Source organism: Variovorax sp. 05N34, assembly GCF_056397405.1.
On sequence record NZ_JBFTNI010000010.1, the window covers coordinates 102,413 to 123,973 of the forward strand.

General features: G+C 64.1%; 18 protein-coding genes. 1 reads left to right on the forward strand and 17 read right to left on the reverse strand.

The features are described from left to right. Positions 1-23 precede the first annotated feature (23 nt). The 12 genes from AC1DMA_RS24900 to AC1DMA_RS24955 form a co-directional block, all read right to left on the reverse strand. On the reverse strand, positions 24-1,166 hold the full coding sequence (locus AC1DMA_RS24900) for an ABC transporter substrate-binding protein (protein WP_478145815.1): 1,143 nt from the start codon (positions 1,164-1,166) through the stop codon (positions 24-26). Positions 1,167-1,281: 115 nt separating this feature from the next. Beyond that, a complete protein-coding gene (locus tag AC1DMA_RS24905) occupies positions 1,282-2,439 on the reverse strand; it encodes an ABC transporter substrate-binding protein (protein WP_478127204.1) in 1,158 nt (385 codons plus the stop codon). Between the two features lie 176 nt (positions 2,440-2,615). After that, entirely contained in the window at positions 2,616-3,347 is a 732-nt protein-coding gene (locus AC1DMA_RS24910; protein WP_478145816.1) for an SDR family NAD(P)-dependent oxidoreductase, read from the reverse strand. Next, the gene (locus AC1DMA_RS24915; protein WP_478127206.1) at positions 3,344-4,156 is read right to left on the reverse strand and encodes a cyclase family protein; all 813 of its coding nucleotides are present in this window, start codon (positions 4,154-4,156) and stop codon (positions 3,344-3,346) included. The genes AC1DMA_RS24910 and AC1DMA_RS24915 overlap by 4 nt, the downstream gene beginning before the upstream one ends. A 59-nt stretch (positions 4,157-4,215) precedes the next feature. Beyond that, positions 4,216-5,469, reverse strand: a complete 1,254-nt coding sequence (locus tag AC1DMA_RS24920) for an SDR family NAD(P)-dependent oxidoreductase (RefSeq protein ID WP_478145817.1) — start codon at positions 5,467-5,469, stop codon at positions 4,216-4,218. Beyond that, positions 5,466-6,635 (reverse strand): thiolase family protein, encoded by a 1,170-nt coding sequence (locus AC1DMA_RS24925; protein ID WP_478145818.1) that lies wholly within the window; start codon positions 6,633-6,635, stop codon positions 5,466-5,468. The genes AC1DMA_RS24920 and AC1DMA_RS24925 overlap by 4 nt, the downstream gene beginning before the upstream one ends. Beyond that, positions 6,632-8,254 (reverse strand): AMP-binding protein, encoded by a 1,623-nt coding sequence (locus AC1DMA_RS24930; RefSeq protein WP_478145819.1) that lies wholly within the window; start codon positions 8,252-8,254, stop codon positions 6,632-6,634. The genes AC1DMA_RS24925 and AC1DMA_RS24930 overlap by 4 nt, the downstream gene beginning before the upstream one ends. Positions 8,255-8,261: 7 nt before the next feature. Next, positions 8,262-8,744, reverse strand: a complete 483-nt coding sequence (locus AC1DMA_RS24935; protein ID WP_478127210.1) for an aromatic-ring-hydroxylating dioxygenase subunit beta — start codon at positions 8,742-8,744, stop codon at positions 8,262-8,264. A 130-nt stretch (positions 8,745-8,874) separates the two neighbouring features. Beyond that, positions 8,875-10,188 (reverse strand): aromatic ring-hydroxylating dioxygenase subunit alpha, encoded by a 1,314-nt coding sequence (locus tag AC1DMA_RS24940; RefSeq protein WP_478145820.1) that lies wholly within the window; start codon positions 10,186-10,188, stop codon positions 8,875-8,877. 12 nt (positions 10,189-10,200) lie between these two features. After that, positions 10,201-11,193, reverse strand: coding sequence for a PDR/VanB family oxidoreductase (locus AC1DMA_RS24945; protein ID WP_478145821.1), 993 nt, complete (start codon positions 11,191-11,193; stop codon positions 10,201-10,203). Between the two features lie 14 nt (positions 11,194-11,207). Next, a complete protein-coding gene (locus AC1DMA_RS24950) occupies positions 11,208-12,707 on the reverse strand; it encodes an indolepyruvate oxidoreductase subunit beta family protein (RefSeq protein ID WP_478145822.1) in 1,500 nt (499 codons plus the stop codon). Positions 12,708-12,724: 17 nt separating this feature from the next. Next, entirely contained in the window at positions 12,725-14,908 is a 2,184-nt protein-coding gene (locus AC1DMA_RS24955; protein ID WP_478127214.1) for a thiamine pyrophosphate-dependent enzyme, read from the reverse strand. Between the two features lie 83 nt (positions 14,909-14,991). Between AC1DMA_RS24955 and AC1DMA_RS24960 the strand changes: the two genes are divergently transcribed. After that, complete coding sequence (locus AC1DMA_RS24960) at positions 14,992-15,558, forward strand: MarR family winged helix-turn-helix transcriptional regulator (protein WP_478127215.1); 567 nt, start codon at positions 14,992-14,994, stop codon at positions 15,556-15,558. Between the two features lie 6 nt (positions 15,559-15,564). Here AC1DMA_RS24960 and AC1DMA_RS24965 read toward each other — a convergent pair whose 3' ends face one another. From AC1DMA_RS24965 to AC1DMA_RS24985, 5 genes are all read right to left on the reverse strand, one after another. After that, on the reverse strand, positions 15,565-16,515 hold the full coding sequence (locus AC1DMA_RS24965; protein WP_478127216.1) for a quinone oxidoreductase family protein: 951 nt from the start codon (positions 16,513-16,515) through the stop codon (positions 15,565-15,567). Next, positions 16,512-17,312: an alpha/beta fold hydrolase gene (locus AC1DMA_RS24970; RefSeq protein ID WP_478127217.1), complete on the reverse strand. Its 801-nt coding sequence runs from the start codon at positions 17,310-17,312 to the stop codon at positions 16,512-16,514. Before AC1DMA_RS24970 ends, AC1DMA_RS24965 begins: the two co-directional genes overlap by 4 nt. Next, positions 17,309-18,307, reverse strand: coding sequence for a 3-hydroxybutyryl-CoA dehydrogenase (locus tag AC1DMA_RS24975; protein WP_478127218.1), 999 nt, complete (start codon positions 18,305-18,307; stop codon positions 17,309-17,311). The genes AC1DMA_RS24970 and AC1DMA_RS24975 overlap by 4 nt, the downstream gene beginning before the upstream one ends. Next, positions 18,297-19,370 carry an NAD/NADP octopine/nopaline dehydrogenase family protein gene (locus AC1DMA_RS24980; RefSeq protein WP_478127219.1) on the reverse strand — a complete coding sequence of 358 codons (1,074 nt, stop codon included), beginning with the start codon at positions 19,368-19,370 and terminating at the stop codon, positions 18,297-18,299. The genes AC1DMA_RS24975 and AC1DMA_RS24980 overlap by 11 nt, the downstream gene beginning before the upstream one ends. A gap of 248 nt (positions 19,371-19,618) precedes the next feature. Then, the gene (locus AC1DMA_RS24985; protein WP_478145823.1) at positions 19,619-21,436 is read right to left on the reverse strand and encodes a DEAD/DEAH box helicase; all 1,818 of its coding nucleotides are present in this window, start codon (positions 21,434-21,436) and stop codon (positions 19,619-19,621) included. Between the last annotated feature and the right edge of the window lie 125 nt (positions 21,437-21,561).

The following is a 21,561-nucleotide window of genomic DNA, read 5'->3' on the forward strand; positions in this document are numbered from 1 at the left end:
ATCTGCCTGCGCTTGGATGCGGATCAGGGAACCAGCTTCCACTGGCCTTTTTCGCTGCGGACGATCACCACTGCGCGCTTGTCCGAGCCGTAGCGGTCATCCGCCTTGAAGTTGTAGATGCCGTGGGTGCCCGTCAGCTCCTTGGTGCTCACGATGGCGTCGCGCAATGCGGAGCGGTACTGCGGCGTACCGGGCTCGCCCTTGGTTCGAGACACTGCGTCGGCAAGCAGCAGGTAGGCGTCGTAGGTGTAGGAAGAGAAAGCATCGTTCGGCGCCGAGCCGTTGGCCTTCTTGTAGGCCTCCCGGAAAGCCATCGACACCTTCTTGATCGGATTGCTGTCCGGCAACTGGTCGGCGACCAGCACGGGTCCGCTCGGCACTTGCAGCCCTTCGATGGATGTGCCACCCACCCGAACGAAGTCGGCGTTGATCAAGCCATGCGTTCCGTAGATCTGCCCTTTGTAGCCACGTTCCGCGAGCGCGAGGTACGGCAGCGCACCCGGTGTGCCGGAATTGCCGGCGAACACTGCATCGGGTCGGGTCGCAATGATCTTCAGCACCTGGCCGGCGACAGATGAATCGCTGCGCGCATAGCGCTCGTTGGCCACGACCTTGATGCCGGCCGCATCGGCACTCTTGACGAGAGAGTCATAGGCAAGATCGCCCAATGCGTCCGAGAAGCCGATGTAGGCCACAGTCTTGACGCCCGATCTCTTCATGCGGTCGACGACCGCCGACACCATCAGTGGAAAGGGCTGCGACACGGTGACTGTCCATGCGCCTTCAGGCCCTGGAATGGTCACCGGCGTCGGCGAAATCAACGGCGTGTTGAGTTCGCGCGCAACCGCGGCGATGGCCATTGCGCCCGGCACACCCGAAGTGCCGATGAGGACGTCGACCTTGTCTTCGACCACGAGCTTGCGCGCATTGCGCCCGGCAGTCGTGGGGTCGGAAGCATCGTCGAGCACGATCAATTGGACCTTGTGACCCGACAGAACCGGATGCTCGGCAATTGCGGCGCGAATGCCCTTCTCATAAGGAATGCCGAGTGCCGACACCGGCCCCGAGAGCGAGCTGATGAAGCCGACCTTCAGATCGGCCGCGACGGCCTGAGTGGCCGCGAGCGCGATGGCCGATACGCAGAAGAAAGCGAAGAGTCTTTTCATGGTTCAGATGTTCTACATGGGTTTGTCAGGGATACCGCGGAACCGGCTCCGCCGGGCCGCCGGTATCGCCCCGTGAGAGGGGTGGCGAGCGACACGAAGTGCGCGAGCCTGGGGGTCAAGGAACAAGCTTCCATTGGCCCTTTTCGAGCTTGACGATGACCCGCGAGCGTTCGTCGGAGCCGTAGCGATCGGTGGGCTTGAAGTTGTAGACGCCGTGCGTTCCGACCAGCTCCTTGGTGCTGACGATCGAATCGCGCAATGCAGCCCGATAGGCAGGCGTCCCGGGTTCGCCCTTGGTGCGTGCCGCAGCGTCGAGGAACAGCAGCCATGCATCGAACGAATAGGCGGAGAAGGCATCCGTGGGCGCCGCTCCGTTGGCCTTCTGGTAGGCACCGCGGAACTCCATCGACACCTTCCGGATCGGGTTGGAATCCGGCAATTGCTCAGCAACGATGACCGGCCCGGTCGGCGCCAGCAGGCCCTCGACTGCGGAGCCGCCCACGCGGACGAAGTCGGGATTGATCAAGGCATGCATGCCGTAGATCTGGCCCTTGTAGCCACGCTCGGCCAGCGCCAGATACGGCAACGCGCCGGGCGTGCCGGAAGTGCCTGTGATCACGGCATCAGGGCGCAGCGCGACGATCTTCAGGACCTGGCCCGTCACCGACGCATCAGCGCGCGCATAGCGCTCGTTCGAAACCACCTTGATGCCCGCGGGCTCGGCGCTCTTCTGCAGCGCGTCGTACACGAGATCGCCCCAGGCGTCGGAGAAGCCGATGTAGCCGACCGTCTTCACGCCCGACTTCTTCATGCGCTCCACCACGGCGCTCACCATCAAAGGGGCAGGCTGCGGCAGTGTGACCATCCACGCACCCTCTTCGCCCGGCAGGTTCGCGTTGGCAATGGATATCAGCGGCGTCTTCGTTTCGCGTGCGACGGCCGCGATCGCCAATGCGCCGGGAGAGCCCGCCGTGCCGATGATGACGTCGACCTTGTCCTCATCGATCAGCTTGCGCGCATTGCGCGCAGCAGTGGATGGATCCGACGCATCGTCGAGTTGCACCAACTGGATCTTGTGGCCGTTGAGTTCGGACTTGTACGCGACCGCAGCCTTGATGCCCTTTTCGTAGGGAATGCCGAGCGAGGAAACAGGCCCCGACAACGAAGTGATGAACCCGACCTTGAGGTCGGCGGCCCATGCGTTCGCCGCGGTGAGCGCACCGACGGCGGCGGCGATGCCGGCCATGGTGCGGATGCTTGTCAGGACTTTCATGCAAGGCTCCTTGGGATGCAGGTAGACAAAGAACGCAAAGATCGACTCACCACGACGTACTCCGAACAAACCACATGATTTGTGAATTATTTAGAGCTAAACGATATTAGCGAGCGTGTGGCGTGACGACAAGTGAGAGAAAACGCTAGGTGGACGAATTCGCAGGCAATGCACTGCTAGAGGGCCAGACTGCCCACGCTGGTGCCGCCGCAAACATAGAGGACCTGTCCGGTGACAAAGCTGTTCGCCGGGTCGGCAAAGAAACGCACGGCGCGTGCCACATCGGTTGACTCGCCGAGTCGACGCACTGGCACTGACGCAGCAAGTGCGCGCTCTTTGTCGCTGCCTGCTTCGACGACGTCGTAGAACATGTCGGTACGAATTGGGCCGGGCGCGACCACGTTGACGGTGATCCCTTCAGGCGCGAGTTCGAGTGCCCAAGTGCGGGCCATGCCGAGCATGCCGGCTTTGGTGGCTGAATAGTTCGTGCGCGTCGCCAGGCCGAGCGCCGCGCGGGACGACAACAACACCACGCGACCAAAACGCTGTGATCGCATTGCAGGCAGAGCAGCCTGCACGATCTGAATTGCGCAGCCCAGGTGCAGATCCACCAATGCGTCGAGATCATCGAGCTTCACGTCGGCGAGCAACGCAGGGCGGATGACACCGGCGTTGTGCACCACGGTCGTCACCTCGAAGCGACGGACCAGTTCCGCCACCGCCTGTGCCGTGGCAGCACGGTCAGCGAGGTCGACCTCGATGCTGTGCAGTTTCGAGTGATCGATGTCCGCTCGCCGTCTCGCCAACGACACCACTTCGTAGCCCTGCTCGAGCAAGTCTTCGCAGATGGCTTTGCCGATGCCGGCGCTCCCGCCCGTGACGACTGCCACTTTGTCGGCGGCGCTCATGCATTGGCTCCGACGAGCGCGAGCACGCGCAAGGGGCTTCCGCTGCCCTTCTCGATCTTGAGCGGCGGGCAGATCAACACTGCGCCAGCCGCTGGCAACAAATCAAGGTTGCTCAGGCACTGCAAGCCATAGCGACCCGCGCCGTGCATGTAGTAGTGGCACGGATAGGGTGGCCGCAGGTGGTAGCCCTGGCCCGCATCGGTGCCGATGCTTTCGGAACCGAAGCCAAGCACATCGCGTTGCTCGACCAGGAAGCGCACGGCCTCGGTGCTCGGGCCCGGCGTGTGCTGACCGGTCTCATCGAAATTTTGGTAGGCCTCGGGGTCATGGCGCTTCGACCAGTCAGTGCGCATCAGGACCCACGCGCCCTTCGGAATGCGGCCGTGGCTTGTCTCGTATTGCTCGATGTCTTCGATGGTCAGCAGGTAGTCCGGATCGTCCTTCACCTGTGGCGAGCAGTCGATGACGCACGCAGGTGCAACGAAGTGCTGCACCGGGATCGTGTCGACCGAGTTGTTCGGCAGATCGCGCCCGGAGATCCAGTGGATCGGCGCATCGAAGTGCGTGCCGGTGTGTTCGCCGCAGGAAAAGTTGTTCCAGTACCAGGCGGGGCCACGCTCGTCGTACTTCGACACTTCCTCGATGCGGAAGGGCCAGCACTGGCCCATCTCGGGAGGCAGCGCGATCTGCGGAAACTCGGGCGTCAAGGTCTGTGTGAGATCGACCACCCGGATGCGGCCCGTCGACATGGCGCCCACCAATCCACCGAGGATTTCGGCCGTGGACATCAGTTCAGTAGTTGTCGTCATTGCATTGCTCCAAGTCTTTCAAGGGCGGCCACACCAAGTGGGCAGGCCTGGGGTGTTGATCAGCCCCCGCCGGCAGCGAGTTCGCGTTCGAGGATCTTCGGGTTGTCGCGCCAGCGTTCGAGCCACTCCTGGGCCACATCGCCGGGATACACGTCTTCGACACCATCGCGCAGCGCCTTCACGATGGCACTGGCAATTCCGCTCGGCGCCAGCTTGGGCGGCGGGGTGTGCTGATTCCATTCGTCGTCGATCGGGCCGGGAAAGAGGTTGATCACCCGGATGCCCGCTGGTCGCATTTCAGCGCGAAGGCACTGCGCGAGGGAATGCGCTGCGGCCTTCGAAGCGCTGAAGGTGCCGTGCGGCGGGAAGTTGCTGAGTGCGTAGATCGACAGCAGATTGACCCACGCCGTTGCGCCGATCGTGCCATCGGCAGAGCGCCCCTTGAGCGCCGGCCCGAACTCCTGCGCGAGTCTCAGCAGGCCGAAGTAGTTGATGTCCATCTCGGCCTTGGCGACGTCCGTGCCGCGCCGCGATCCGATGCCGTAGGTGCGATGCACCTCGGCGTTGTTGATGACGATGTCGACCCTGCCGCCGATCTCTCCGGCCAGTTCGCTCACCGAGCGCCCATTGGTGAGATCGAGCGGCACCAGCGTCACCTGCGGCAAGCTCGTGATGTCCTCGAGGCCGCCCATCTTCTTCCAGGGCTCCGCATGGCCGACCCAGACGATGTCGGCGCCGGCCTTGACCAGCGCCCGCACGATGGCTTGCCCGACCTCGGTCTTGCCATCGGTCACGAGCACCTTGCGGAACTTGGGGTCGCTGGTCATTTCTCTCAGCATCTTGTCGTCGGCCATGTGGGCGCTCCCTTCTTTCGGAAATCCAATGAGTACGGCCTGTCCCGCACGATCGAGCCGCGCGCCGACATGCACGCGAGATGGCGCATCGCCGACTTCGCCGTGCAGGTGGACCATGAGCGTCGGGCCGGCATCGAGGTGCACGAGCCCCAAGCGCCAGGGCAGCCGTTCGCGAAAGAACAGGTCGTTGCTGTGATGCAGCGTGGTGCTGCTGATCAGTTCGCCTTCGCCGTTCTGCTCACGCCAGTGCAGCCGCGGCGAGAGGCACTTGTGGCAGGCCTCGCGAGGCGGGTATTGCACCGTGCCGCAGACTTCGCAGGTCTGCAGTTCGAAGCGGCCTTCAGCGGCTGCGGCGGTGATGCCCAGCGCCACACGGCCGCGCGCCGATGGCGGCAGATTGATCTGCCGTGTGCGCAGCACCGGGTTCTTGCGCTTGGGGCGCATCAGGGGCATCGTCATGACGGCCTTCCAAAAATGACCGCGCCGGTGCACAGGCAGCGGTCGTAAGTGACCATGCCAAAGCCGGCAACCAAGCCCAGTTCAGCGTTGGGCACGGTCCGCGGCCCTGCCGCATCGGTCAGCTGGCGGAGGGCTTCCGTCATCCCGAGAAAGCCGCCGGCCGCACCCGCCTGCCCGGCCGATAACTGGCCGCCACTGGTGTTGTTGGGAAAGCTGCCGTCATTCGTCATGCTGTGGGAGCGCACGAAGGCCGAACCCTCGCCCTTCTCGCAGAAGCCGAGGTCCTCGAACTGCATCATCACGATGACCGGGTAGTCGTCGTAGGTCTGCACGAAGTCGATCTCCGAAGGCTTTGCACCGGCCTGGGCGTAGAGATCGTCGCGGTCCATGCGCCATCCGCCCTGGACCATCACCGGGTCTTCCGAGTACGCGTTGTGCCGTTCGATCGAACCGCGAATCACCACATGGGCCAGCCCAAGATCGCGCGCCCGCTCTTCGCTCATCACGAGAAAGGCTTCCGCGCCGGCGCATGGCATCACGCAGTCGAACAAATGGATCGGGTCGGAGATCGGCCGCGCGGCGATGTACTCATCGAGCGTCAGCGGCTTCTTGAACATCGCGTTGGGGTTCTTCAGGGCGTTGCTGCGCTGATCGACGCAGATGCGGCCGAAGTCTTCGCGCGTGGCACCGAACGTGCGCATGTAGTTCGCGGTGATCATCGCGAAGATCGAGTTCGGGCCGCCTGAGCCGTAGGGATACGTCGCATCGCGTGCAAAGTTGCTGAAGCTGCCCAAGGTCTGCCTGAACGAATCGACGTGGTTGGTATCCGCAGCCACGCAAGCCACGACGTCGGCATCACCGGACTGAACCGCTCGCGCTGCGCGACGAAGGCACATCACGCCCGATGCGCCGCCAGTCGGCACATGATCGAGCCATCGCGGCGACAGGCCCAGATGCTGCGTCACTCCCACGGCGGTGTCCGGCGCGAGCGAAAAGCTGCTCACGCACAAACCGTCGATCTCATCCTTCTCGAGGCCGCTGGCTTTCACCAGCGACTCGATCGCCTGCCCGAGGAACCAATGCGCGGTCCGCGTCGAATAGCGGACGTAGGGCACCGTCACAGGCACTGCCACAGCCACACCCTCATAGGAAAGCCGGCGCTTCATGATTGCCTCTTCTTCATGGATCGCGTGTCGAAGCAGTGCGGCTGCCCCGGCAGCGCGTGCGCCAGCTCGCGCAATTGGCCGCGCTGTATCTTCTGCGAAGCGGTGAGCGGCAGCGCATCAACAAAGGCGACATAGCCCGGCGCCTTGTAGTAGGCCAATTGCGCCAACGCGTGCTCGACGATGCTGGCGGCCATCTGCTCGCGGGAACTTGCATCGACCTCGTCGCGCACGACGATGCATGCAAGCACCTCATCGCCGCGCACCACATCGGGGGTGGCCGCGACTGCGGAGGTCTTCACGGCCGGGTGTTGGTTCAGCACGCTTTCGACTTCGACCGCCGAGATGTTCTCGCCGCTGCGACGGATGACGTTCTTCTTGCGATCGACGAAGTAGTAGTTGCCTTCCGCATCGCGCCGCACCATGTCGCCGGTGTGAAACCAGCCGCCGGCCCAGGCTTCGCGCGTCGCTTCCTCGTCCTTGAGGTAGCCGGAGAAGAAATAGCGCTTCGGGTCGGCGCCGGAAGATCGCACCAGGAGTTCGCCCGGAGTGCCATCCGTGACATCCTGGCCTTCATCGTCGACGAGGCGAATCTCCACGAAATCTTCGCGGCGGCCGAAACAGCTCGTGCCGACCTGGCGCGGCTCGTGGTTCGCCATCACGCAAGCAGCGGCACCGGTTTCGGTCATGGCCCAAGCCTCGACCAAGGGAAACCCGAAGCGCGCTTCGAAAGGCGCATGGTTCTTGCGGTCCACGCCAGCGCCGAACCCCCAGCGAATGTCGTGCTCGCGGTCCAAGGGCGATGCGGGCGCCGACAGAAGCATCGCCGGCATCACGCCCAGGTAGTGCGCGATGGTGGCCCGGCTTTCGCGGGCACTCTGGAGCCAGGACTTCGGGTGGAAGCGGTCGAGCTGCACCAGACAGCCGCCCGCGACCAACACCACCATGGTCGAGAACGCCATCGCGTTGACATGGTTGAGCGGCAGCGGCGTGATGATGCGTTCGGCGTCCGGCCGCACAGGACAAAGATCGCCCAATTCCGCGTACCACTCACCTGCGCGGAGGAAGTACTCGTTCGACAGCATGCAGCCCTTGGGCCGCCCGGTCGTGCCCGAGGTGTAGAGCAGCGCGCATTCCGTCGCGAGTCCGATCGGCTCGGCGGCGCGCGGTGGCGCTGTCTTCGATGGCGGGACGGCATCGTCCGGCCCCATGGTTTCAAAGGGCCGGCCGGCGATCTCGGCAGCAGCGCGAAGATCGCCGGCGCGGTGCGGCAAGGTCACGGCAAGCGCGATCTCGCTGTGGCCGATCAGATAGCTCAATTCCGCCGATCGCATTTCAGCGTTGATCGGCACCACGCTCACTCCCAGTGCGCTCAGAGCGAACCAGTGGAATAGAAACGCCGGCCGGTTTTCAAGCAGGAGGCCGACGCGATGCCCGTGGCCGTAACCTGCCTTCGCGTACGCGGTCTGGAGTCGCTCGACCTCGGCAGCAGCGGCTCCCCAGAGGATCGGGCCGGCCGGGATGCCATAGGCATCCGCCGTGACCGACTCGGTGAACAGAAACTCGCCCTGTGGCGTGCGCCGCGCGCTCGCTGCGAAAGCCCCGTGAACAGTTGCTTCCATGTCGGGCCTAGATGAAGAGCTGCACAGCCGGAAGAGCCGCGTCGCAGTTGAGCAGGTTGACTCGCTTGAGCGTCATGCGCAGCGCGCCGTCTTGCACTGTCAGATGGTGAAAGAAGGTGCCGACGTAGAACTGGAGCTCGTCGCCTTGCGATTCGGTGTAGTGAAACTCCGACCGCACGACAAAGCGGTTCGCCGCCATGTCGAATTCTTCGACAGTCGGTGTTTGCAGCAAATGGTGGCAACGGCTCGGCGGCTGCTGCGAAAACGCGCGCGGGCTCTTGAGACGTTCGATACGCAAATCGCGCAACAGCTTGTCTTCATAGAGATGCGACGTGTGATTGATGCCGTCTTCCTGATCAGGCACCAGCGGAACCCAGTAGAAACCGTCATCCGTGAAGAGTGCATTCCACTCCTCATATCGTTTGGCATCCAGCAGCCGCGACTCGTTGACCACGAAATCAATGAGATCCTGGCGGGTAACTTCTTTCATCTCATCCTCTCCGTCCCTGGCCCATTCAAGAAACACCGCGGAACCGGCTTTGCCGGGCCGCCGGTGTTGCCCCCTCCAAGGGGGTTGGCGAAGCGACACGAAGTGCGCGAAGACTGGGGGTAGTTCAAATTCACATCGTTCTCGTCATGTAGCGGGCCCAACTGCGGTACTGGTTGCGCATCGGCAGCTCGCTGGTGCCGACGGTCGTGATCTCGCCGCCCGCTGTTTCAGCCGGATCGTAGTTGCGGTGCAGGCTGACCCATTCGTTGCCGCTCGCATGCAAGCCCGCCTGGATGCCCCGGTAGGCCTGGAGGTCGTCGTGTCCGACCACAGAGAACGGCGAGTTGATGAGCCGGTTGTACATCGTGGTGCGCTGCAGCAGTTCGGGCGGCGCGCCCTTGAGGCGGAAGGTCCAGCTCTCGATCAAGGTCTTGTCGACCGAGATCGGCCGCACGACGCGAATCGCCTGGATCGCACCCTTGATGGTGAGATTGGGGTAGTACACGGTGTTGTGGCGCGCCATGCCGAGGATCTGCGCAGTGCGCTCCTCCCCGTAGCGGGCCTTCATCGCGTTGTCGTACTCGGGGATAGCCTTGTACTTGCTGTGGATGCTGAAGTTCACGCCCGTGAAGCTGTGGCCGTTGTCGTAGGTGCGAACGCCCATGTCCTCGAAGAACTTGTAGTCGGACATGAAGGGCACGAACTGCTCGATGGCCATCGGCTTGGGTTCGTCGGCGGGCTTGTCGGCCCACATGGACTTGGCGGTGCCGGCGGAAGACTCATGCGCCACCATCGGGTGCATGGTGTCGTTGAGGTTCTCGACAAACATCTTCCAGTTGCACTGGTGCACGAAGCGCAGACAACCGCCGGCGATTTCGAGTTCGCCTTCGGGGGAGCGGTCGGCCATGTTGTCGATGGAGCTCAGCGAATCGCCGAAATACGTTTCGAAGTCCGGTCCGACATCATTGATCTTGATGAAGATGAAGCCTCGATAGCTGCGCACGTTCTTCAACGTGGTGAGTCCCTTGGCGGACTCGCACTCGTGCAGTTGCGTGCCTTCGTAACCATTCTTCAGAGGGATCGACAGGAGCGATCCATCCGTCTTGAAGGTCCATGCGTGATACGGACAGCGAAAGAACTTGCCGGTGTTGCCACACGGCGCCGACACAAGACGCGAGCCCTTGTGCGCACACCGGTTCATCATGGCGCGCACCGAACCATCGGTGTGGCGAACGATGATCAGTGGCCGGCCTGCGATTTCGGTATTGAGGTAATCGCCTGGCTTCGGTATCTGGCTTTCGTGGCCCGCGTAGTTCCAGGTGTTCGCGAAGAAGTGCTCCTGCTCCAGCTCGAAAAGTTCGGCGCTGGTGTAGATATCTCGATGCACGCGATCGGCCTGCACCAGCGCGCGCACGGCTTCGGGGTTGCCTCGGTACGAAGTCAAAGTCGTTCTCCTTCAGATGTCCAGCACCAGCCGCTGTCCCTTGATGCGCGAAATGCAGATCTGCATGACGTTGCCTTCCGCCTTCTCGCGCGCGGTGAGCACGTAGTCGCGGTGGTCGATGTCGCCCTCTATCACGGGCGTCGCGCAGACACCGCATTCGCCGCGCTTGCAGTCGAACATCGGGTCGCAACCGTGCTCGATCAGGCAATCGAGGATGCTCTGGTCCGCCGGCACCGTGAAGCGCTGGCCGGACTGAAGCAACTCGACCTCGAACGCGTGGTCGCCCTCTTCGACGGCCGGCGTGGTGAAGAGCTCGAAATGCACGCGGTCGTGCGTCCATCCGCGCGCCTGGGTTTGAGCGAGCACGGCGTCGAGCATGACCTTGGGGCCACACACGTAGAGCCGATCACCCGCGGGGAACGCGTCGAGCAATGCGCCGATGTCGAACGGAGCACCGCGCTCTTCATCCGAATGCACGACCAGGTCATCAGCCAGCACCGATTGCAGTTCAGGCAGGAAGGCCATCAGCTCACGACTGCGGCCGGCGTAGTGCATGCGCACGGGCAAACCCTCGGCGCGGCGTCGCGCGGCCATGCTCGCGAGAGGCGTCACGCCGATGCCGCCGGCCAGCAGCACCGTACCGCCGGGGCCGGTGTGCAAGGGGAAGTCGTTCTTCGGCAGCTCGATGGTGACGGTATCGCCTTCACGCAGTCGCTCATGCATGAAAAGCGATCCGCCTCGGCCATCGGTTTCCTTGCGAACGGCAATCACGTAGTCCGTTGGTGATTCAGTGGCGTCAGGCTGCACCGCGAAGTTGATCAGAGAGTAATGACGCCAATCCTGAGTGCCGTCGGGAAGGTCGACGCGCACGCGGATGTGCGCACCAGCGGCGTAGCCGGGCAGCACACCACCATCGGGCGCGCGCAGGCGGAAGGTCTTGATCAACGAATTCAGTTCGCGCGCTTCAACGACGCGAAGCTGCAATGTGGCGGGCTGGGCGGTCATGGGCAGATCTCAGGTCAGGCGAGCGCGTGTTGAACGAGCGCGGCGCGCAGCTTGTGGCCGTGCTCGTCGGACAGCGCGGCGTCGCGCAACTCGCGCACTGTGGCGGGAGCGATGTTGGTGCCGGCGCGCTGCAGGGCGCTCATCACCGCGTCATAGTTGCGCAGGCCGCGCTCGTGGGTGTCGCTATAGCCTTTGACGAGGCGCTGGCACTGGGCAATCTCGACGGCGAGTTCGGGGTGGCGCGCGGCCGTCTCGGCAATGCGTTGCAGCCATTCTTCGATGCGGCGGTTCTCCTCCGCATAGCGCAGCGTCGAACGGCGCCAGCGCTTCATCCACGCGACGGTGCTGAGCATGAGATAGCCGCGCAGGGAGCTGGTCTGGATCACGCGACCGCGCTGCGTGAGACGCTCCACAAGATGGCGCGGCAGTGATGAATTCATCAACCAGCGGCCGATGCCACCCGGCAGCGTCTCGCAGATCTCCTGCAGGCGCGGATGCATGTACTCGTTGATCGCGAGCACCTGGCCGTCCTGCACGCTGGCTTCGCTGCGCACGCGCTCGAATCGCGAAGACCGCGTCTTCAGAGCAGCAACTCGTGCCGTGTCTTCATACGACATCCACAGCGCCAGATGACGTGCCGTTTCGCGCAGGAGTTTGCCGTCATCGTTGACAGGCACGGCGGCGATAGCGGCCGTGCGATCGAGGTAGAGGCCGGCATAGTCGATGTCCTGGTAGTCGATCAGTCGGCGCACGCCTTCGAGCAGGAACTGATGTGTCGCCGCCGGAAAGTCGCGCTGTACGCGCTCCACCAGCGCGCGCACAGCCGGATGGCTCGGCTGCGGCACGGGCGTCTGTACCGCTTCCGCTGCTGCTTCCGGCTCAGCCTCACCCTGTGCGCGCGCGAACGCACCGCCGAAGGCCTTGAGGCTGGGCTTGACGCCGACGCCACCGCGTTCGATGGTCGCTTCGAACTGCGCGCGACTGAAAGGAAGCACGCCGGATCCCGCCAGCGCACCAAAGAGCACCGCACTGATCACGCTGCCCGACTCCTCCGCGGCCTTCGCCATGTCGAAGCGAATGAAACGTTTCGCCGCACGTTGGGCATGCGACAGAAGTTCGGCGCTATCGACGCGGCCATCTCCCAGCGCACTTTTCTCGGCAATCGAATAGACCCGGTGAGTCGATGCGATGAGGGTCGTGCGGTCGGCTGTGACCAGGCCGCGCTGCACCGCACGGCCAGCTTCCATGAGCTCCGATGCGAGGACAACGTCGACATCGCCCGGCAGAGGCATCAGTGCCAGTACGGGCCGGCCGCGATCGGCCTCGGCCTGCGCTTGCGGGTAGAGCTCGACGTAGTAAATGGTCGCGCCGGTGCGCTGGGCCACGCCGGGCACGGATGTGGTCTGCGCGATGTAGCCGTTGGCTTCGCCCATGTCGACGATCCAGTCGGCAAGCACGCCGCCGCCCTCGCCGCCCATGGCGAGGATGGCAATTTTGATAGGTTGGTGTCGCATCGGATGTCTTCAGATCTTCAGAACGTGTAGGCGGCGCGGCGCTTGGCCTCGCTCTTCTGCAGCCAGCCGATCACGCGCTGCCGCAGCCCGTCGCGAAAGCGGTCCCAACCCGTCGGATTGCTCACGATCTGCGCCTTGTAGAACGAGGGGCACAGCACTGCGGCATGCGAGACTTCGCCGCACACGCCGCAGCCAACGCAGGTGTCGAGCACCGTCGCAACAGGGTCGGTGCGCAGCGGATCGGGGTTGGGCTTGATCGACAGCGATGGGCAGCCCGACAGACGGATGCACGAGTGGTCGCCGGTGCACGTGTCGGAATCGACGCCGAACTTCTCGCGCACCATGCGCTTGCCGTCGGCGATGGCTTTGCGCACCGCGGGCTTTTCGCGGCGCTGCTTGTTCAGCATGCATTCGGACTGCGCGATCAGGACCTTCGGCCCCTTCTCCTTGGTGGTCAGCGCTTCCTTGAGCGTGTCGCGCATGCCTGCGACGTCGTAGGTGCGGCGCAGGGTCCGGACCCACTTGACACCCACGCCGCGCACCGCGCGCTCGATCTCATGGCCGGTGCTGCGCGTCGCGTTCACCGCCTTCGACGAAAGGATGTCCTGGCCGCCAGTCGCGGACGTGTAGTTGTTGTCGACGACGATCGTGAGGTTGTCGCTCTGGTTGAAGACCGCATTGGCGACGCCGCTCGTCAGGCCGTTGTGCCAGAAGCCGCCGTCGCCCATCATCGAAATCGCGCGCTTGCCTGCGGGCGCGTTGAGCGCCGCGGCACCCGCGCCACCCAGTCCGTAGCCCATCGTCGTGTTGCCGATGTTGAACGGCGGCAGGATGGAGAACAGATGGCAGCCGATGTCCGCGCTCACATGGTGCGGACCGAGTTCGCGCTCGACCAGCTTCATTGCGCTGAAGATCGGACGCTCCGGGCAGCCGGTGCAAAAGCCCGGCGGGCGAGCGTGCACGCTGTCGCCGAGCGGCTTGGCGGGTTCGTGCGCGGCGTCGACGCCGATCTCCGCCACTTCAGTGAGCGGGATCACCTTGCGCACCGCGGCACGAGCGGGCAGCGGCTGCAGGCGGCCGTAGCGCTCGCAGAAGGTGCGCGCGCCTTTGAGCAGTTCGGCCGCCGTGTATTCGCCGGCGACCGGAAGCATGTCCTTGCCGTGCAGCGCGGTCGTGGAGCCGGCTTGGCGCAGGATGGTCGCGAGGTTCTGCTCGATGAAGTTGGGCTGGCCTTCTTCCACCATCAGCACGGCGCGCTTGCCTTCGCAGAAGCGAAGCACTTCGCTCTCGATCACCGGGTAGGCGACGTTCATCACGTACAGCGGCACCTTGGTGTTGCCATAGACGTCGGCCAGATCCAGCCGTTCGAGCGCCCGGATGAAGGTGTTGTAGCTTCCGCCCTGCACGATGATGCCGATGTCGTCGGCATCTTCCGAGAAGAACTCGTTCAATTGGCGCTCTTCGATGAAGCGCACCGCGGCGGGCCAGCGGTCCTTCACCTTTTCCTGCTCGTGCAGGAAGCTGGCGGGCGGCAGCACGATGCGGCTGACATCGCGCTGGGGACTCTCCATCGCTTCCTTGATGGTGAACTTTGGGCGGCGGTTGTCGCCCGCGATGAATTGCCCATGCACATGGCAGGCGCGGATGCGCAACTGCAGCATCACCGGCGTGTTGCTGGCTTCGGAGAGATCGAAGCCCTGCTTCACGGCATCGACGATGCTCGGCAAGTTCGGGCGCGGATCGAGCAGCCACATCTGCGACTTCATCGCGAATGCGTGGCTGCGCTCCTGCATGATCGACGAGCCTTCACCGTAGTCCTCGCCGACGATGATCAGTGCGCCACCGGTCACGCCGCCCGAGGCCAGATTGGCCAGCGCATCGGAGGCGACGTTGGTGCCCACCGTCGCCTTGAAGGTCACGGCGCCCCGAAGCGGATAGTTGACGGATGCCGCCAGGGTGGCGGCGGCAGTCGCCTCGCTGGCGCTGTTCTCGAAGCGAATCCCGTGCTCCGCGAGGATGTCCTGGGCGTCGGCCAAAACGTCCATCAAGTGCGAGATCGGTGCGCCCTGATAGCCAGCAACGTACGAAACGCCGGATTCGAGCAAGGCTTTGGTGACTGCCAGAATCCCTTCACCGCGAAATACGTCGCCGCCCGAGAGCCGCAACTTCTTGACCTCTTCCACGAATGATCGCTCTGCCATGGCGCACTTCCTGATTAGGGTTTGCTGGGTTCCCGGTGGAACCACGGTCTCTATAATGTTGACAACTGAATGTATTCACAATCATGAATAACCCTAGACATGCAAGCAGCGTGCCCGCCGCAGATCCGGGGCCATTCGGGGTCGACACGTCGGGCGAGAAGCTCCGCTTTGTCGATGACTATCTGCCCGCGTTGCTGGCGCAGGCGAGTCAGCTGATCTCTTCCGAATTCCACCAAGTCGCCCGCAAGCATGGCTTTTCGGTCTCCGAATGGCGTGTCATGGCATCGCTGGCGGGCGGTGAGCCGATCAGCATCGGGCAACTCGCGCAGGTCACAGTGACCAAACAGCCCACGGTTACGCGGCTGCTCGACCGGATGGAAGCGCGCGAGCAGGTAGAGCGGCTGCCCCACGACAGTGACCGGCGAATCACTCTGGTGCGGATCACGCGCAAGGGCACGAAGGCGGTCGAGCATTTGATGGAACTGGCGCGCGAACATGAGCGGCGCGTTCTCGAGCCGTTCGGCCTTCAGCGGGCGGAAGAACTCAAGGACACGCTGCGCCACATCATCGAGTTGCATGCACGTTCACCAGGTGAGGCGGTTCAAGCGGGCGATTCCGGCGATACGGGCGACGTAGCCGAAGAGGACTGAAGCCGGTCAGCCGCCGGGTACCAGGACTGCGCGCCCGCGATGACCGCGTTGACCGATCCAGTCCATGGCTTTGGCGGCTTCTTCGAGCGCAAAGGCTTGCACATCCAGCCGCAACCGACCGTCTGCCAGCCTTGCCAGCAGCTCAGGTGCGGCCGCGCGCCCGGCGGCTTCGCGGCGGAACATGTTGAGCGGCAACAGCGACACGTCTCGCTGCAGAAAGTGCGCGATATCCAGCGACAGCGTGTTGCCGGCGGTATATCCGACGAGCACTGCGCGGCCGCCGGGCCGAACACGGGGCAATGCTGCGCTCAACACCTGCCCGCCGACGGTGTCGACCAGCAGATCGAAATCGGGCGACACGTCCTGCAAGGCTTGCGCCAAGTCATCCCCCAGGACCACCACCTTCGCGCCGGACGGCATCGACTGCGCCTGTGCCTCCCTGCCGACGACAGCCGTCACTTGCGCTCCGGCGTTGAGCGCCAGCTGCACCGACATCGAGCCGACCGCGCCCGTCGCTCCGGTCACGAGCACGCTCTCGCCGGCCGCAAGATGTGCGATGTCGTTCAGCGCGACCCATGCCGATGTGCTGGGCGAGAAGAAGGCAGAGCCGATGACCGCTGGCACGCCATGCGGCAGAAACCCGAGTGCTTCATCGGGTGCATCGATCAGCTCGCACCAGGTGCCGTCGAAAAGCGTGCCCAGCCCACTCCCGCGCAGCCATACCCGCTGGCCCTTTGCGTATCGCGCGCTTTCGACCACCACGCCGGCGGCCTCGACACCCGGCGTATAGGGGAATGGCGGATGCTTGAGGAAGCTGCCGCGCCAAACGGTGCGGTCAATGTGGCCCACGGTGGCAGCTTCCATGCGTACGATCGTTCGGCCCGCACGCGCGACTGGCTCCGGAATGTCTTCCAGCACGGGAGACGCATCGAATGCATGTACGCGAACGGCTTTCATTGCTGCGTCTCCAAGAAGGAAAGCACCGCTTGCGCAAACGCTTCGGGCAACTGGTCCGGCAAGGGGACCATGCCGCCGTCGATATCGACGATGCGCGAGTTCGCAAGATGCTGATGCAGTTCGGCGGCGTGGGGAGCCGCGAAGGGATCGTCGGTCGCGCGGATGATCAGCGTCGGTTGCCTCACGCGATCGATGCGATCCTCCATCCGATAGGCAGCCACGGCACGATGGCCGTCCTCGGGGCTGCCGCTCGCCTTCAATGCATCAAGCACGAAGGCCTTGAGCAATGCCGGCCGGCCCGCAGGATAGAAACCTTGCCGTCGTTGCCACAGCGCAGTGAGGTGCGTCCCGTCGTCGCTCGGTTCAACCTCGTCGATCGGCGGACGCTCGGCGCGCGCGCGACGGAATGCATCGCCGGTGAAAGGCGTCGACGACAAAACGAGTGCGCGCACGCGCTCCGGAAAAGCCGCCGCAAGCTCGATCGCAATCACGCCGCCCGTGTGATGGCCGACCACGGCGGCGCTTTGGATCTTTAGCTCATCGAGCAGCTCGCACGCGACTCGTGCCCATTGCTCGATGCTCGCCGGTGCATTGCCTGGGGCGGAATCGCCAAAGCCGACGGTGTCCATGGCGATAGCGCGATGGCGCCTGCCGATCAACGGAAGCACGGCCTGGTATTCGGTCCAGCTGCGCGGTGACTGATGCAGCAGCAACATGGCGGGCGCCTCGCGATCGCCGCATTCGGCGTAGTGAATCTGCCCTGGTGACAGATCCGCGAAAGCGCGCCGTATTTTCATGAGAGCGTCTTCGAGGCAGGCGGTTGCCAGAGGCCCGCGTGCTTGAGCATGCCGAGAGTTCGCGACAGCACGTCCCGGCGGTAGGCCGCAACGTCGCGGCCTTCGTAGTCATAGAAACCGCTTCCGCTCTTGAGGCCGAGCCGCCCTTCCTCGACCATTCGATCGACGATGGCCGGTGCGGTGTACCGGCCGCGATCGATCGACGAGGACATCTCCCGGCTTGCGTGGTGCAGGATGTCGCAGCCGCCGAAGTCGATGAATTCGACCACGCCGAGCGCGGCAAAACGCAGGCCGAGGCCATAGCGGGTGGCCTTGTCGATTTCTTCGGCAGTGGCGGCGCCCTCCTCGATCATGCGGGCGGCTTCGTTCATGACGAGCGCCTGCAGCCGCGGCACGATGTAGCCCGGCGCGGCGCCGCACACGACGGGCAGCTTGCCGATGCCCTCCATCAGCGCCTTGGTGCGGGCGACGACCGCAGGGTCGGTATCCGCATGGCAGCTGAGTTCGACGACGGGGATCACATAGGCCGGATTCAGCCAATGCATGTTGAGAAAGCGCTCCGGCCGGCGCACCAACGCCGCGAGCTGCGTCACGAGGATGCTGCTGGTCGTCGAAGTGAGGATCGCATTGTCGTCGCAATGCCGGTTGATGTGTTCGAAGGCCTCGCGCTTGGCGTCCAGCGTCTCGGGCACTCCCTCGAACACGAGCTCGGCCGCTGCCAGGGCGGCAGGTGCCTCGGCTGCATTCACGAAGTCGACGCGGGCGGCGATCGTCCGGACCTGCGCGGCATCGATCATGCCCAGTTGCGCGAGTCCTGACAGGCTCGATTCAATCTCGGCTTGCGCTTCGCTGCGGAGCTTGTGCCAGGCTTCGTCGCCACGCGGACGCAGGTCGATGAGAGAAATGCGATGGCCAGCATATGCGAACGCTATCGCGATGCCACGCCCCATCCGCCCCGCACCGACGGCGGCAAATCGCGGCGACTCATTCGCCATCGTGCAATCTCTGCTTGAGTTGCGCTGGGGTCATTCCGGACAGGCCGAGGGCTTCGAGAGTACGCGGGCCCTTGCGCAGATCGCGACCCAGAAATCCCCCGACGATCGCCAGCAAACCATGGGCGATCGGCGCGTCAACATCCGCGTAGCGCGCCGCGGAGGCCAGGAAGGCCAGTCCGAGTTCGGTGTCTTCGGTGATGTAGCGGTGTGCATAGAGGTCGATGTTTTCGCGCCAATCGCCCGACTTCACCAACTGCTTGTGCGCGTCGCCATACATCCACTGATCGTTGTTGTAGTGGTCCGCCAATGGATAGTGCGGCGCGCCATGGCCGAAAGCGTCGCGGACCGCGATGCGCTCCTGGTCGAGGCGATCGGTGACGTCGCGCACGGCGCGTTGCGTGCCTTCGTTGTGGATGTCCCAGCGCTCGAAGTGCTGGAGCGGCGCGGCGTTCATCACCATCAGGGGCGGATGGATGATCGGGCCTGCGTTCATCAATGCGCCGGAGAGCGCGTCGCCGCAGCCATGCACGCTCGGATAGGCCCTGCGGATCACCTCGATCGCTTCCTGCGACTTGCGCGCCGGATACACACCGGTCGGCAGGCGAATGGCGCGGATCGTCACATTCACTTCGCGCTCTCCGTGCTTGCGAGCGAGATAGGGCAGCGTGCCGGTTTCAGCCCAAGCCACATCGGCACGACTGCCGGCTTCGGCCGCGACACGCGCCATGACATAGCTGCCGAAGGTGCCGGGCGGAAGGAAAACGACTTGGCCATCGACCAGGTGCGGCGCCATCGCACGGGCGATGTCTTCCTGCGCTATGGCCGGCGTCGGAATGACGATCAACTCGGCGCCGCGCATGGCTGCCGCGATGTCGGCCGTGGCGAGTGCCACCTGTACGTCCCGCGTGCCGGCGGCGTCCTTGAGCGTGATCGAACCGGCTCTGCGAAGCGGTTCCAGCGCGGCGGCGTCACGGCGCCAGAGATGCACTTCATGGTCGGCTTCAGACAGGTCTGCGGCAGCCGCGTAGGCGCCGTGGCCGCCGCCGAGAATCGCGATTTTCATAGAGCAACAGGAGAAGAACGAGGTGGCAGAACCGGCTGCAGGAGTGCTTCCGGGGGATTTGGAACCTCAATACATTACTTTTCAACTGTTCATGAGTCAACTAAATTGAGGGCATCTACGCGTTTCCGATAGGTCGGCTCAACGGCTCGACTTTTCGATCGCCCGAAAGGCAAAAAGCCCGCACTCGTGAAAGTGCGGGCTTTTTGAAGGTTGGCAGCGGCCTTATGGTCCGCTGCTATTGACCGATATCAGCGAGTAGGCTTGAACCCACGTTTCTGCGCATCGCGCGGTACGAAGACCTTGCCGCCGCCGGCATGGCCACGGGGCGCGAATCCATCACTGCGAGTTCCGCCGGTACCGCCGCGCGGTGCGCTGTCGCCCCAACCCGGCTTGCGGCCGTATCCGCCTTCATTGCGATCACCGCCAAAACCGGCATTGCCCTGGTTCTGGAAGCCACGGGGCGCCGGAGCGCCGGGGCCGCGCGAATTGCGATCGTTGAAGCCGCTGGCGCCGGCATAGCCTGCGCCAGCGCCGCCGCGATGCCCGTTGCCACCACCGCCGAATTTGCGATCGCGCGAATGATGGTCACGGCTGTCACGGCCGCGGCCGCCGAAATCGCCTTGCGGACGCGACTGCGGTGCGCGTTGCTGGGGCTCGAGGCCCGGAACGACTTGCGACTTGAATTGCTGGCGGGTGTATGCCTCGATGTCGAAGATCCGGCGGCGATCACGCAACTCGGCGAAGGTAATGGCGAGGCCATCGCGCCCTGCCCGACCGGTGCGGCCGATGCGGTGCGTGTAATCCTCCGCCTTCATCGGCAGGCCGAAGTTGAAGACGTGCGTGATGGTCGGCACGTCGATGCCGCGCGCGGCAACGTCGGTCGCGACGAGGATCTGCACCTGTCCCTGGCGGAGTGCCATCAGGCGACGGTTGCGCAGTCCCTGGCTCAATGCGCCGTGCAGCGCAACGGCGCTGAAGCCGTCCTGCTGGAGGTCGTTGGCAAGGCCATCGCACTCGACCTGGGTGCTCGCAAACACGATGGCCTGGTTGATGCTGGTGTCGCGGAGCCAATGGTCGAGCAACTTGCGCTTGTGCTGGGTGTTGTCAGCCCAGAAAAGCATCTGCTTGATGTTGGCGTGTTTTTCCTGAGGACTGTCGATGGTCAGACGCTGCGGTTCGCGCATCACGCGCTGCGCGAGTTGCTGGATGCGCGGCGCAAACGTCGCGCTGAACATCATGGTCTGCTGGCGTTCGATCGTCAGTTGGTTCACTTCGGCGAGATCGTCCGAGAAGCCGAGGTCGAGCATGCGGTCAGCCTCATCGACGACGAGGAACTTGACTTGGTCGAGCTTGATCTGCATCGAACGCTGCAGATCGAGCAGGCGGCCCGGCGTAGCGACGACGAGGTCGGCGTTCTGCAACTTGGCGATCTGCAACTGGTAAGGCATGCCGCCAACCACGCTGGCGATACGCAGGCCACGGCAATGGTTGACCAGATCGATCGCGTCATGCGCGACCTGCTGCGCCAGTTCGCGCGTGGGGCAGAGCACCAGCGCACCGGGCGTGGCGGCCTTGAAGTTGCGCGTGTTGGTGGGATCCTTGCGCTTCGGCCTCTTGGGCGGCGCTTCGCCGCGGGCGGCGGCCTCTGCAGCGAGACGCTGGAACTCAGCCTTCGCGGCGGCTTCCGCTTCGGCTTGGCGCTGCAGCAGGGTGTGAAGCACAGGCAGCAGGAACGCCGCCGTCTTGCCGCTGCCGGTCTGGCTGGAAACCATCAGGTCGACGAAGCGAGCGGGGCCGCCGACGTCGCCGGTGGCTGTCATGGCACGAGGGATCACCTGTTCCTGCACGACGGTCGGCTGGGCAAAGCCCAGGTCTTCGACGGCGGCGATCAGTTCAGGCGCGAGGCCCAGCTTCACGAAGCCATTCGGCGCCTTGGGCTGCTCGGCGGCTTGGATGCCTTCGACTGCAGGGGTGGTGATGGAGATGAATTCGGCTTCACCAGCGATGGCGAAGTTGTCGGATTGCACAGGCGCGAAATCGCCCTGCGCTTCAAAAGCGTCGGTCATTAAAAAAGTCTCATACGCGAGCGCAGCCGTAAACGGCGCTCCGTCGGGTGGTGAAAAACATCAACCATCCAACGACGTTCAGCTGCGACTTTCGCCGAAGCTGCGGCCCTCTTATTCGGGCGCGA

Excerpts from the sequence above, each read along its gene's own strand:
- AC1DMA_RS24900 (WP_478145815.1), bottom strand. The coding sequence starts at position 1,166 with ATGAAAAGACTCTTCGCTTTCTTCTGCGTATCGGCCATCGCGCTCGCG.
- AC1DMA_RS24905 (WP_478127204.1), bottom strand. The coding sequence starts at position 2,439 with ATGAAAGTCCTGACAAGCATCCGCACCATGGCCGGCATCGCCGCCGCC.
- AC1DMA_RS24910 (WP_478145816.1), bottom strand. The coding sequence starts at position 3,347 with ATGAGCGCCGCCGACAAAGTGGCAGTCGTCACGGGCGGGAGCGCCGGC.
- AC1DMA_RS24915 (WP_478127206.1), bottom strand. The coding sequence starts at position 4,156 with ATGACGACAACTACTGAACTGATGTCCACGGCCGAAATCCTCGGTGGA.
- AC1DMA_RS24920 (WP_478145817.1), bottom strand. The coding sequence starts at position 5,469 with ATGACGATGCCCCTGATGCGCCCCAAGCGCAAGAACCCGGTGCTGCGC.
- AC1DMA_RS24925 (WP_478145818.1), bottom strand. The coding sequence starts at position 6,635 with ATGAAGCGCCGGCTTTCCTATGAGGGTGTGGCTGTGGCAGTGCCTGTG.
- AC1DMA_RS24930 (WP_478145819.1), bottom strand. The coding sequence starts at position 8,254 with ATGGAAGCAACTGTTCACGGGGCTTTCGCAGCGAGCGCGCGGCGCACG.
- AC1DMA_RS24935 (WP_478127210.1), bottom strand. The coding sequence starts at position 8,744 with ATGAAAGAAGTTACCCGCCAGGATCTCATTGATTTCGTGGTCAACGAG.
- AC1DMA_RS24945 (WP_478145821.1), bottom strand. The coding sequence starts at position 11,193 with ATGACCGCCCAGCCCGCCACATTGCAGCTTCGCGTCGTTGAAGCGCGC.
- AC1DMA_RS24950 (WP_478145822.1), bottom strand. The coding sequence starts at position 12,707 with ATGCGACACCAACCTATCAAAATTGCCATCCTCGCCATGGGCGGCGAG.
- AC1DMA_RS24955 (WP_478127214.1), bottom strand. The coding sequence starts at position 14,908 with ATGGCAGAGCGATCATTCGTGGAAGAGGTCAAGAAGTTGCGGCTCTCG.
- AC1DMA_RS24960 (WP_478127215.1), top strand. The coding sequence starts at position 14,992 with ATGAATAACCCTAGACATGCAAGCAGCGTGCCCGCCGCAGATCCGGGG.
- AC1DMA_RS24965 (WP_478127216.1), bottom strand. The coding sequence starts at position 16,515 with ATGAAAGCCGTTCGCGTACATGCATTCGATGCGTCTCCCGTGCTGGAA.
- AC1DMA_RS24970 (WP_478127217.1), bottom strand. The coding sequence starts at position 17,312 with ATGAAAATACGGCGCGCTTTCGCGGATCTGTCACCAGGGCAGATTCAC.
- AC1DMA_RS24975 (WP_478127218.1), bottom strand. The coding sequence starts at position 18,307 with ATGGCGAATGAGTCGCCGCGATTTGCCGCCGTCGGTGCGGGGCGGATG.
- AC1DMA_RS24980 (WP_478127219.1), bottom strand. The coding sequence starts at position 19,370 with ATGAAAATCGCGATTCTCGGCGGCGGCCACGGCGCCTACGCGGCTGCC.
- AC1DMA_RS24985 (WP_478145823.1), bottom strand. The coding sequence starts at position 21,436 with ATGACCGACGCTTTTGAAGCGCAGGGCGATTTCGCGCCTGTGCAATCC.